Origin of the sequence: Bartonella sp. MU37NMGALS (genome assembly GCF_042194015.1) — a bacterium.
GTDB classification, from domain to species: domain Bacteria; phylum Pseudomonadota; class Alphaproteobacteria; order Rhizobiales; family Rhizobiaceae; genus Bartonella; species Bartonella grahamii.
The window spans coordinates 153,146-165,230 of the sequence record NZ_JBHIML010000001.1 but is presented as its reverse complement, the minus strand read 5'-3'; the positions used below and the strand labels follow the sequence as shown (position 1 = coordinate 165,230).

8 protein-coding genes and 2 pseudogenes are annotated in these 12,085 nt (G+C 36.7%); 4 read left to right on the top strand and 6 right to left on the bottom strand.

The window, feature by feature from the left end:
* Nucleotides 1-84: 84 nt before the first annotated feature.
* Nucleotides 85-735, top strand: a complete 651-nt coding sequence (locus ACFIJP_RS00680; protein WP_375625068.1) for an MBL fold metallo-hydrolase — start codon at nucleotides 85-87, stop codon at nucleotides 733-735.
* 68 nt (nucleotides 736-803) lie between these two features.
* On the opposite strand, the gene ACFIJP_RS00675 is transcribed toward ACFIJP_RS00680, so the two are convergent.
* Entirely contained in the window at nucleotides 804-1,427 is a 624-nt protein-coding gene (locus ACFIJP_RS00675) for a BA14K family protein (RefSeq protein ID WP_375625067.1), read from the bottom strand.
* A 562-nt stretch (nucleotides 1,428-1,989) separates the two neighbouring features.
* Nucleotides 1,990-2,630 (bottom strand): annotated as a pseudogene (locus ACFIJP_RS00670) (sensor histidine kinase); the annotation flags it as partial.
* Here ACFIJP_RS00670 and ACFIJP_RS00665 point away from each other — a divergent pair.
* Nucleotides 2,610-2,912: pseudogene (locus ACFIJP_RS00665) on the top strand (MBL fold metallo-hydrolase); the annotation flags it as partial. The pseudogenes ACFIJP_RS00670 and ACFIJP_RS00665 overlap by 21 nt on opposite strands.
* Nucleotides 2,913-2,980: 68 nt before the next feature.
* On the opposite strand, the gene ACFIJP_RS00660 reads toward ACFIJP_RS00665, so the two are convergent.
* The 3 genes from ACFIJP_RS00660 to ACFIJP_RS00650 form a co-directional block, all read right to left on the bottom strand.
* Nucleotides 2,981-3,754, bottom strand: a complete 774-nt coding sequence (locus ACFIJP_RS00660; RefSeq protein ID WP_375625066.1) for a BA14K family protein — start codon at nucleotides 3,752-3,754, stop codon at nucleotides 2,981-2,983.
* Between the two features lie 798 nt (nucleotides 3,755-4,552).
* Nucleotides 4,553-6,829, bottom strand: a complete 2,277-nt coding sequence (gene uvrB, locus ACFIJP_RS00655; RefSeq protein ID WP_375625065.1) for an excinuclease ABC subunit UvrB — start codon at nucleotides 6,827-6,829, stop codon at nucleotides 4,553-4,555.
* Between the two features lie 259 nt (nucleotides 6,830-7,088).
* Nucleotides 7,089-7,403 carry an SH3 domain-containing protein gene (locus tag ACFIJP_RS00650; protein ID WP_273788409.1) on the bottom strand — a complete coding sequence of 105 codons (315 nt, stop codon included), beginning with the start codon at nucleotides 7,401-7,403 and terminating at the stop codon, nucleotides 7,089-7,091.
* A gap of 338 nt (nucleotides 7,404-7,741) precedes the next feature.
* Here ACFIJP_RS00650 and greA point away from each other — a divergent pair, with 338 nt between their 5' ends.
* Nucleotides 7,742-8,215, top strand: a complete 474-nt coding sequence (gene greA / locus ACFIJP_RS00645) for a transcription elongation factor GreA (RefSeq protein WP_007347010.1) — start codon at nucleotides 7,742-7,744, stop codon at nucleotides 8,213-8,215.
* Between the two features lie 17 nt (nucleotides 8,216-8,232).
* Nucleotides 8,233-9,291 carry a glycosyltransferase family 4 protein gene (locus tag ACFIJP_RS00640; RefSeq protein ID WP_375625064.1) on the top strand — a complete coding sequence of 353 codons (1,059 nt, stop codon included), beginning with the start codon at nucleotides 8,233-8,235 and terminating at the stop codon, nucleotides 9,289-9,291.
* Nucleotides 9,292-10,482: 1,191 nt separating this feature from the next.
* Here ACFIJP_RS00640 and ACFIJP_RS00635 read toward each other — a convergent pair.
* On the bottom strand, nucleotides 10,483-11,877 hold the full coding sequence (locus tag ACFIJP_RS00635) for a TrkH family potassium uptake protein (RefSeq protein WP_375625063.1): 1,395 nt from the start codon (nucleotides 11,875-11,877) through the stop codon (nucleotides 10,483-10,485).
* Nucleotides 11,878-12,085: the final 208 nt, after the last annotated feature.

Sequence of the window (12,085 nt, the reverse complement as noted above, 5' to 3'; positions counted from 1 at the left end):
TAAAGCTGTCGAGCAGCACCTTTATCTTAAAGGACAGAAAGTTCTATTTATAAATTAAAAAAAGTGACTTTTGAAAAGGATATTATGGGTAGTCTTAATATACATATTATTCCAGTTACGACATTCCAACAAAATTGCACTTTGCTTTTTGATAGTGAATGTAAAAGGGGGGTTCTTGTTGATCCTGGTGGTGATTGGCCGCGGATTCAAGACGTAATCGAAAAGAATGATGTTATCGTTGAAGCTATTTGGATAACACATGGTCATTTTGATCATGTGGGAGCAGCAATGCAAGTGAAAGAAGCGCTTAATGTAAAAATTATCGGTTCCCATCGCGATGATAAGCCTGTGATGGATGCTGTCAGCGAAAGCGCAAAAAATTATGGCATCACTGATGCTTGCAGCTGTATCCCTGACCAATGGTTAGAAGATGGTGAGTGTGTTTATTTTGCTGGACATGAGTTTAGGGTTTTTCACACCCCAGGACATTCCCCTGGTCATGTCATTTATTTCAATGAAAAAGAGCGCTTAGCCCTCTTGGGTGATGTTCTCTTTCGTGGTTCTATTGGACACACTGATTTTCCCTTCTGTTCTCATGAAAAATTGATGCAATCTCTTCGAGAAAAAGTTTTACCCTTAGGCGATGATGTTTGTTTTATCTGTGGGCATGGTCCCAAAAGCAGCATAGGCTATGAGCGCCAAAATAATCCTTTTCTTCAAGATTTTAACATATGAGCAAACAAAAAAACGCTTTGAAGCGTTTTTTTGCCATTTAAGATTTTTTTAGTAGGACGGAATAGAAGTTAATTTATTGGAGCATAACAAACGTGTTCCAAACCATTACGGTCTCGAAAAGTTCCTGTTTTAGGATTGAAGGAACGGTATTTTTTCTTGCAATAGTTAAGCCAATCAGATTCCCATGATTGTTGTACTGGCTCATATTCCACCGTTTGCGGAGCTTCATAAATTATCTGTTCTTGTGGAACCTGTTGATATACAATTTGATGTTGTGGTGCGGTTTGATAAACAACTTGTGATTGTTCTGGTTTTTTTAAAATTTTGCCGAGAAGTGCACCTGCTGCAAGAGCAAGAATGCCCATTGCTAAAGCTTCTCCTGAGTTATTTATATTAATACTACTGTGTTTTGTCTTTTTGCGCTCAACATAATGATATGTCTTGTGTTCAAAATGATGATGTTGTTGTGCTCCCCATTTATGGCTGACATAATGACGTTTGTGGGGATTATCAAAAGAGTGATGTTCATTATGAGAAAAATGGGAGCTAAAATTGTGAGACGGTAAACCAGCCTCCCTCCTCATATCATAGTTATGATACCATGCCATATCCGCAAGCGTTGGATCTAATGGCATCAAAACAGTTACAGTAGACATTGCTGATAATACCGCTAATCTGATGACTTTTTTCATAATGATGCTCCTTGTGTAAATTCGTATTTTTCACATCCTATACGTGTCAAACTGAACAGAGCCTGAACAATTTTGGACTTTATTGTGACAATAAAAACTCATTTAGTTAAAACTATTGCTAATATAATAAAATAAAATCATGACAGAATTTTGATTTCAATTAATGTACTCTTCTTAAGGTTAATTAAGCAGCTTGTATTGAGAGCATCATATTTTTTACTATTGGTTATAAATTCTTTATTGATGAGTACTTTTTTATTTCTTGATACAATATGAATTGAACAATAGGTGTATAATAAAAGTCATTGTTTTTTATTATAGGCTGGTGCTATGATAAAATTTATTTCACCTTACTTATGATAGAATACAGTCCTGTTTGACTACTCTTTTGTGAGGCTAAATATTGAGTTTGATATCAGATTATAACTGTATAAAATAATATATTGCGAGAACTTTTTTTGATATACGGGAAACATTCTCTTTAATTTTTTTGTGCTCGTTTAGGTTTTAGAAGTGTTTTGGGCGTGTTTTGATAGTTTTAGGGATTTTTTTATAACGTGGTTTAACAAGAAAAATTGCTAAAGGGGATATCAATAATAGCGCGTAAGCCCCCTAGAGGGCTATCATCCAATTGAATATTGCCTCCATGGCTACATGCTATATCTTGAGCAATAGAAAGGCCGATACCTGTTCCACTCGCATCTTGATTTCGGTTTTATCAAGTCTAAAGAATGGCTTAAAGACTTCTGTGCGTATATTTTTATGAATACCAGGTTCATCATCACCAATAGTTATGATGAAATATTCTTGTTGGGATATGGCTGTTAGTTTGACAGTATTGGCATGACAAAATGCGTTTGACACAAGATTGCTGATGAGACGCGTGAAGGCACGTGGGCATACTTGTATTTGTGTAGAGCTTTCAATTGTGTAGGAAAATTGACGTTTGTGAAGATGCGCATCGGTAGAGAATTTTTGCATAAGAGGATTTAAATCAAAAGTTTTAACACACTCATTTCCTTCACTACGGGCAAAAGCAAGGTAATCTTCTAACATATTTTGCATGTCGCTCACATCTTACTCAAGCGGCTTAATATCAAAGTCAGTATTTTCTAACGCTAGCTGAAGTTTAAAACGGGTGAGAATGGTTCTTAAATCATGGCTTACACCCGAAAGCATCATGGTGCGTGTGTGCATTTTTCTGTACATGTATTTAAGGTTTTTCACACCCCAGGACATTCCCCTGGTCATGTCATTTATTTCAATGAAAAAGAGCGCTTAGCCCTCTTGGGTGATGTTCTCTTTCGTGGTTCTATTGGACACACTGATTTTCCCTTCTGTTCTCATGAAAAATTGATGCAATCTCTTCGAGAAAAAGTTTTACCCTTAGGCGATGATGTTTGTTTTATCTGTGGGCATGGTCCCAAAAGCAGCATAGGCTATGAGCGCCAAAATAATCCTTTTCTTCAAGATTTTAACATATGAGCAAACAAAAAAACGCTTTGAAGCGTTTTTTTGCCATTTAAGATTTTTTTAGTAGGACGGAATAGAAGTTAATTTATTGGAGCATAACAAACGTGTTCCAAACCATTACGGTCTCGAAAAGTTCCTGTTTTAGGATTGAAGGAACGGTATTTTTTCTTGCAATAGTTAAGCCAATCAGATTCCCATGATTGTTGTACTGGCTCATATTCCACCGTTTGCGGAGCTTCATAAATTATCTGTTCTTGTGGAACCTGTTGATATACAATTTGATGTTGTGGTACGGTCTGATAAACAACTTGTGATTGTTCTGGTTTTTTTAAAACTGTACCAAGAATCGTACCTGTTGCAAGACCAAAAATACCCATTGCTAAAGCATCTCTTGAGTTGTCTATATGAATATTACGGTGTTTTGTTTTTTTGCGCTCGACGTAATGATACGTTTTGTTTTCAATATAATGATAATGGTGGTGATGGTGGTGATGATGTTGTTCCGCCTTATTATGTTTGGCTACAAACTTTTCATGTTTGGCTTTAAATCTTCTTTTGCCGTCTTCAAAACTCTTGTGGAAATCATCAACAAACTTTTGGAAATCATCAGAAAAAAAGCCACGTTTTCTATCAGAACAATGGGAGCGAGAAAAACCGCAAGGCGGGATATCAGCTTCCATTTCCCTCATCGCATTATCTGTTTCTTGATGCATCTTCCTCATCATATCATCTATTTCTCCCGAGATAGAGTCACTACGATTCCATGCCATATCCGCAAGCGTTGCATTTAGTGGCAGCAAAACGGTTACAGTTGACATTGCTGATAATACCGCTAACCTGATCACTTTTTTCATAATGATGCTCCTTGTGTAAATTCGTATTTTTCACATCCTACACGTTTCAAACTGAATAGAGCCTGAACAATTTTGGACTTTATTGTGACAAAAAAATAAAAATTCATTTAGTTGAATCTACCGCCGAGACAGTACAATAAAATCATAACAGAATTTTGATTTCAATTAATGTACTTTTCTTGAAGTTAATTAATAAGTTTGTATTGAGAGTACCCAATTTTTTACTATGGGATATAAACTATTTATTTATGGATACTTTTTTATTGTTTGGTACAATATGAATTGAACAACTAGGTGTATGAATAAAAGTTATCATTTTTATCATAGGCTTATGGTGTTATGATAAAGTCTTATTTTACTTTACTTGTATTATAGAACAGTGTTATATCTTTATATTATCTTGTGAGGCTAAATAATATTTGAGTTCTATATCAAATTATAAATGTATAAATATAATATATTATGAGTAATTTTTTTGATATATATAAGACATTCTCTTTGAATTTGTCTGCGTTTTTTAGAGTTTAGAAGTTTTTTACATTTTTAGGGATTTTTTATAACAGGTTGAACAAGAAAAATTGCTTAAAAATTCAATATATGTTAGGCATTTTTTGTAAAATGTTCTCTCTTATGGTGTTTTAGATTAATTGGGGCATCCTTGATGTTTGAGGTTGTCTATTTTTTGGATAATGCTGTTTGTTTTTGAGCTTTAGTCTTTTTTCAGAAGGGCTGAAGATTATTTTATGCGGTTTGAAATTTTCTACTTCTTTGTTGATTGCGTTTTTTTTCGTTTTATTGTTACTTGATTGGGGGGGTACGAGATTTTCCTTTTCGATTTTCCAAGATACCAGTGTCTATGGTTGGTCCCATGTGTGCAAGGTCTGGTTTGGAGAAAAGACTTGGTTGTAATACGGGCTCATGGGGGGATTGTTCGCTATGATGTGTTAAGGGGTTCTCAGCGATTTCTATTTCTATCTTTTGTAATTGTTTGATTTCATCGCGAAGTCGCGCTGCTTCTTCAAAGTTGAGATCAGCAGCTGCTTCATGCATTAATTTTTCAAGGTGTTTAATATGAGATGCTAAATTGTTGCCAACCATATTTTTTTTCTCGATGACATTAGGGATATTTGTGCAAATATGGTTGTTTTCGTAGCCTGAATTGAGAATATCTCCGATATTTTTTTTGATACTTTTGGGTGTGATATGGTGTTCTTCATTATAGGCTATTTGTTTTTGTCGACGTCTTTGTGTCTCCTCTAAGGCTCGTTCTATGGAACCAGTGATTGTATCTGCATAGAGGATAACGCGGCCATCTACGTTACGTGCAGCACGTCCGATTGTTTGTATGAGGGAAGTTTCAGAGCGCAAAAATCCCTCCTTATCAGCATCTAGAATGGCAACAAAACCACATTCTGGAATATCTAAGCCTTCTCGGAGCAAGTTGATACCGATGAGGACATCAAAGGTGCCAAGCCGCAGATCGCGTAGAATTTCAATGCGTTCTAATGTATCAATGTCAGAATGCATATAGCGTACACGAATATCTTGTTCGTGGAGATATTCAGTTAAGTCCTCGGCCATACGCTTTGTGAGAACTGTCACCAATGTACGGTAGCCTTTTTGAATTGTTTTACGAATTTCATTTACAACATCATCGACTTGATTGCTGGCTGGACGAACCTCTGTTGGCGGATCAATGAGCCCTGTTGGACGAATAATTTGTTCTGCAAAAGTGCCATGAGATTGTTCTATTTCCCAGCGTCCTGGTGTTGCAGAGACGGCAATAGTTTGTGGGCGCATGGCATCCCATTCTTCAAAGCGTAAAGGGCGATTGTCCATACAGGAAGGTAGGCGAAACCCATATTCTGCTAGGGTTGCTTTTCTTCGAAAATCACCTCGGTACATGCCTCCAATTTGGGGAATGGTTACGTGACTTTCATCGATAAAAACAAGAGCATTGTTTGGAATGTATTCAAACAAGGTTGGTGGTGGTTCTCCGGGTTTTCGTCCTGTTAAATAGCGTGAATAATTTTCGATTCCAGAGCATGAGCCGGTGGTTTCCAACATTTCCAAATCAAAAATTGTACGTTGTTCTAAACGTTGTGCTTCTAAAAGACGTCCAGCTGCGTTCAACTCATCAAGGCGTTGAGCGAGTTCCATTTTGATCGATTTCATCGCTTGATTGAGTGTTGGGCGTGGTGTTACGTAGTGTGAGTTGGCATAAATTTTAATCGATTGAAGATCGCCTGTTTTTTGTCCCGTTAGAGGATCAAATTCCGTAATTGTTTCCACTTCATCGCCAAAGAGCGAAATACGCCAAGCACGATCTTCGAGGTGGGCAGGGAAAATTTCGATTGTATCCCCTCGAACACGAAAGGAACCACGAATGAAATTGATATCTTGTCGATAATACTGTTGAGAGACTAAATCAGCCAAGAGTTTTCGTTGATTGAGTTTATCACCTTTTTCTATTTTGAAGGTCATAGCAGTATAAGTTTCTACTGAACCAATCCCGTAAATACACGATACAGACGCGACAATAATGACGTCATCACGTTCAAGGACAGCACGTGTTGCAGCATGGCGCATACGGTCGATTTGTTCATTAATTGAGGATTCTTTTTCAATATAGGTATCAGAGCGTGCAACGTAGGCTTCTGGCTGATAATAGTCATAATAGGAAACAAAATATTCGACGGCATTGTGGGGAAAAAAACTTTTAAACTCTCCGTAAAGCTGCGCTGCTAGAGTTTTATTTGGTGCTAAGATTAAAGCTGGACGCTGTGTTTCTTCAATGATTTTGGCCATTGTATAGGTTTTTCCTGAGCCGGTAACACCCAAAAGCACTTGTGTACGTTCATCTTTTTGAATTCCCTCAACCAGAGTTTTAATTGCTTGAGGTTGATCTCCTGCAGGTTCAAAGGGTGTTTCGAGTTGAAATGGAATGCCACCTTCAGATTTTTCAGGACGAATAGGGCGGTGAGGTGTCCATAATACGCCATTCTTAAAAAGAGGATTGCCTGAGGCAATCAGAGCAGAAAGAGCCTCAACTGTTGCTGTAACACCATTTTTCATTGTTGTATCCTTTAATAGAAAAGTGCTGGTGATTTTAAAGAAAATACTAATTTTTACAATTTCATTACGATAACAGCAAAACGTTATTGAACAGATTTATTTTGGTTTATTGGAGCTTTCATTAGGATATTGATCAAGTTTTTTCTATGAGACGAATTCTTCGAAGTGGGTCTTTGGAGGGGGCATATTGTGGTTGTTCGTGGACACTATTGCATTTTTGCCATGATAATATTTAAGATGGCATAAATTATTATGGCTGTTATGGAGAATAATCGGTACGTTTGGGCACTAAAGACATCGTGTATGTGTGATAAAGATCATTTCCATCTTTAAATGAAAGATAACGAGATGACACCCAACCTATTTGAGTGTTATATCGGATATGGCACCAATTGCCTTCACAGTTTTTAACAAAAACCAATTCTCCAGCAGAGATTAAGCCGCAAAGTGCATACTGAGTGCTGGGACCTGTTCTAAAATTAAGATTTCTCGTAACAAAAGCATCCGCAGCTTCAGATACTGTTGTGGCGAAAAAGAAAGAGCCAAACATAAAAAAAATGACGATTTTTTTCATTCTTCTGTAAAGAATTTCTTTAGAGATTTTCTATCCTTCTCTCTTTGTATCCCATATGATTTCTTTTGCTAGATTATGATAAAACAGAAAAAAATACAATTCTTTCTTCTTTAGGAGATTTTAAAGAGAAGAGTGAAGTTTAACGTTTTAAACACCAAAATGAGATGTTTTAATCACTATTTGTGCATGTTTTGTTTCCTTTATTTATTTTTGTATGGAAAATAGCGATACTGTACTATATAATAAAAAAGATCGTAGTTTTCGGATTCCAAAAGTAATTTTGGAAGCCGTTTTTTGTATTTTTATTAAACCTTCCGTGTAATAGAAAGGGACGGATTATGGAAAAAGTTCCGATGACTACAGCTGGTTTTGAGAGTCTTAAAGAAGAGTTGCGTTGGCGTCAACAACAGGAGCGTCCGCGAATTATTGAAGCAATTTCTGAGGCGCGTGCGCATGGTGATTTATCCGAAAATGCTGAGTATCATGCAGCTAAAGAAGCGCAAAGTCATAATGAGGGGCGTATAAATGAGCTTGAAGATTATATCGCACGAGCAGAAGTTATAGATGTCTCGCGTCTTTCAGGTGACAAAATAAAATTTGGCGCAACCATTAAACTCTTGGATGAGGACACTGAAGAAAAAAAAGTGTATCAGATCGTAGGAGATCAAGAAGCTGATGTAAAGGTTGGTAAAATCTCTATTTCTTCGCCTATCGCACGTGCACTTATTGGCAAGCAAGAAGGTGATGTGATTGAGGTGAATGCACCAGGTGGTGCGCATAATTATGAGATCATTAAGGTTCAGTACATCTAAATAACATATGGATTATTATGCGTGTATCTTTGGACGAAACTGAGGTTATTGCGCCTCACTTTAAAAGGCGTTTATCGGGAGTAACATCTACGATTATTCAGCTTATTCCACTGCAACGCGAACAGGGTGTGCGTATATCCACTTTGGGGTTTGGTTTACCACAAACTTTACCGACTCTTGCCTTTAGGGACCTTTTCGGACTTTGGAAAAGTCCGAAAGGGAAGCCATTTCGTATTTGGCATGCACGACGCAATATTGAGATGCTTTGCGGGGTTTTTTTACGCGATGTTTTGCGAATGAAGCTTAAACTCATCTTTACTTCGGCATCTCGTCGCGAACACAAGCCTTTTACTAAATGGTTGCTTCGTTGTATGGATAAGGTTATCGCTACTAGTGTATGTACGGGAACCTATCTAGAAGTGCCTCATAAGGTTATTATGCATGGAGTGGATATTAGACGTTTTTCACCCCCAAAAATTCCTGATGATTACTTTCCAGCAACTGGGGTGCCAGGAAAATATGCAGTAGGATGTTTTGGGCGTGTGCGCTATTTAAAGGGTACTGATTTGTTTGTGGACGCGATGATAGCATTATTGCCTGACTATCCCGAATGGACAGCACTTATCGCTGGTCGTACGACAGAACAGCATTATGGTTTTGAAAAGAAATTACGACAGAAGATTGCTGAAGCTGGTTTAAACGACCGCATTATTTTTCTTGGTGAAAGGCTTGATATAGCTGTGTGGTATCGCCGTCTATCACTTTATGTGACTCCTTCTCGTTTGGAAGGTTTTGGTCTGACACCATTGGAGGCAATGGCATCACAGACGGCTGTAGTGGCGAGTGATGTAGGAATTTTTAAAGAATTGGTGGTCGAGGGAACAGGAACGGTTGTTCAAGCAGGAGATGGAGCGGCTTTAACAGCAGCAATTGAACCTTATTTTTCTGATGTGGAAAAAACATTGGCAGCCGGAAAGAAAGCTTTAACCCATGTTCGTACTCACTTTCCTTTGGAAAAAGAGGCGAGCAAGATTGAAAGTGTTTACAAAGAACTGTTTGCGGAAAAAACACTTTGATATGATATCAAAAATCTTCTTGAGGGATGATAAAAAGTATTTTCCTTAAAGATTTTTCATAGTCATCAAGAAAACAGCTCATGATATAAATGTTATTTTACAAAATTTATATTGTCTTTAGTAGAACGCTATAAGAAGTTCTCGAAATTTTGGATAAAAGATTAAAAATGTATACGCTTGAGAGCGATATGTAGTTTATGATAAAGCATACTAGGAGAGAGGAAAGCTACTTTTATTCATTGATATTTTAGAATAAGAAAATAATGCTTTAACTCAAGTCTGGGGATTTATGCACTATCTTATACGGTGTCGTACTGATATTGTTCGTTTTGTAAGACTTAAATAGATAGCAAAAAAACGTTTTCTTGTCTTAAAAAGATAATGATGCTATCTCCATGAATAAAATAGTCGTACATATTTTCAATAAATTCATAATAAGATGGATTTAAGATCAATATATATGATTTTTATAGATAATTTACCTTTTTAATTTGAATAAGAGCTTTGAGTACCGTAAGATTTTCTTATGTCAAATCTGTTGATATTAAATCAATGAGAGCTATCCTCTAGCACATCACAATCGGAAGAAGGCATGTGGTGGATAAAAACTATTGAAGACAAGGTGTAAAGAGATTTCTTATAAATTGTCTGAAATGCAAGCTGTTACGACATTAACAGAAATAATATGGTGGTACTAATTTATATCTTATTTTTTTGTACCGACTTGCACCTTATTGTTATTTAAGTAAAAATGATGGTGACCATTTTATATCTTTCATGAGGGCTGTCGTGGAATGGGGGTGATGAGTACTGTGAGATGTTTTTTTATAAGCTTGTGAGTTCGTAATATAATAGCATTTTTTTCTATAAGGAGGTAACTCTATTAAAGAGAAAAAACACTTTTATCAGCAAATATTCATATTTTTTGCATGAGAGATTATTCGTAAAAAAGAATGTTCTATGCGTCCACTTTATTTGATAAAGAAGATCAATAAAGTGAAATTTTATATGTTATGGCTTTAAAAATATTGGTATTTGATTGTTTTTGTTGAATTATTTTTATATCATTGATATGATGATTTGTATGAAATTTTCAGTAGATTGGGTGAGGGGTGAATATTATGACGCATACTGTTCTCGCCTTTTTATCTTGTAAATTTTTTATCATGGTATAATAAAATACTCTCTGCATTAGAATTGTTCACGCCAGAAAGCGGGAATAAAAAGGACGAATATTGTTATGATTTCAAGGCGTCCAGCTAACATTAGAAAACTTAAAATCCATAAAGCATGGTCGTTGATTGTAGAGAAATTACCAGTGGGGCCAATAATATCTCCAAAGCCTGGACCAACATTTGAAAGTGCGGTTAAGACTCCCGTAAAGGCAGAGGTAAAGTCAAGACCGGTTGTAAGCAAAAGTGCAGTGCCGATAACAAGGCAAAACATATAAAGACAGACAAAAAACAAAACGGCTTGAGCAACATCATTTGATATATTTGAGTGATCGTAGCGCGCTTTTACAACGACATTAGGAGAAAGAAGTTTTTCTATATTTGTTTGTGTAATACGCCAAAGAATAATGAGGCGATTGATTTTCATGCCACCAGAAGTAGAACCAGCACATCCGCCTGTAAAAGAAACAATGAAGAAAATTCCAAGCGCAAACGGTCCCCAAAGTTGATAATCTTCAGCGCTATAACCTGTGGTGCTAATAATGGATGAAAGGTGAAAAATGACATCAAGGAAAATCAAGTGGAACGCGCGATGATCATAAAACCGTAGCCATGCCGCTAAAGCAAAGCTGAAAAGGAGAACGATATGGAGAAAAACAATCACTTGTGGGTCAAGGAAGCGTTTAGAGTGTCCAGGAAGGACTAATTTAACATAAAGTACGAAGGGTAAAGCAGAAAGCAACATGAAGATTGTTGAAATAATTAAGATGGCTGGTGTATCAGAAAAATAGCCAAAAGAAGCATCATGCGTTGAAAAACCAGCTGTTGCTACTGTACTCATTGCATGATTAATGGCATCAAATAAATTCATGCCTGCAGCAAAATAAGAAAGCATACAAGCCAATGTTAACCCAACATAAGCAATGATAATTCCGTTAGCAATTTGGTTGATGCGAGGCAATATTTTTTCAGATTTATCAGATGATTCCATATGAAAAAGCCGTACGCCACCCACACGCAGTGAAGGCAAAAGCAGGAGGGCTAAACCGATAAAACCAATGCCCCCAATCCAGCATATAAGAGAACGCCATAACAAAATACTTCGCGATAAATTATCAAGATCAGAAAGGACTGTGGAGCCTGTTGTTGTAATTCCAGAAACAGATTCAAAAATGGCTCCTGCTAGAGAGATGGGAAGAGGAGAAAGATAAAGAGGTAAGGCACCTACGATGCTTCCTGTAAGCCAAAGACAAACAGTGAGCATAAAGCCAAGCCGTGCTGAAAAACGACAAGTAGCTCCCTTAGTTGCTAAAAGAATCAGCGTTGCTAACATGGTGGTTATGGCACAAGAATAGAGAAAGCTTATCCAATTACGATTGTTGTCGTGCAAATCCACAAAAATTGGCAAAAGCATTGCTCCTCCCATGATTAAGGCAAAACGTGCACAAACATTGATAATAAATTGAAAAATGACCGTTCCCTATCTTTGTATCTCTTTTTATTATGGTTTTGTGCTCATAAGAATTTACGTTTCTCTCTTCATAGGATAAAGATTAATTCTTAACATTAGCATGCCTTGATGAAATTTGTAATCAGACCTTTTCATAAAACTTGAAAATAAA